Genomic DNA, 260 nt, shown 5'->3' on the forward strand with positions numbered 1-260 from the left:
CGATATCTCCGTGAATCCGAAGGGGTTCTGCCAGCCGGACTCCGCGATGAACTTCGAGTGCGTCAGGCCGTACAGCGCGTCCGGGTCGAAGGGTTCAGTCTCCACGAACTGCCCGACGTAGATGTCGAAGTCCTGGTTTATCAGTACCTTGCGCCAGAGCTCGGTCTGTCCGACGGCGTTGAGTTGGACGTCGATACCGACCGCGGTCAGGTGTTCTTCGAGCTGTCTCGCGATCCGGATCCCGCTCGGGTCGTCGTCGG

General features: G+C 61.5%; 1 pseudogene. It reads right to left on the reverse strand.

Annotated elements, in window-relative coordinates:
- A pseudogene (locus tag EXE44_RS19110) lies at positions 1–260 on the reverse strand (ABC transporter substrate-binding protein); the annotation flags it as partial.

This window comes from Halorubrum sp. SS7 (assembly GCF_005435055.1).
Lineage (GTDB): Archaea > Halobacteriota > Halobacteria > Halobacteriales > Haloferacaceae > Halorubrum > Halorubrum salinarum.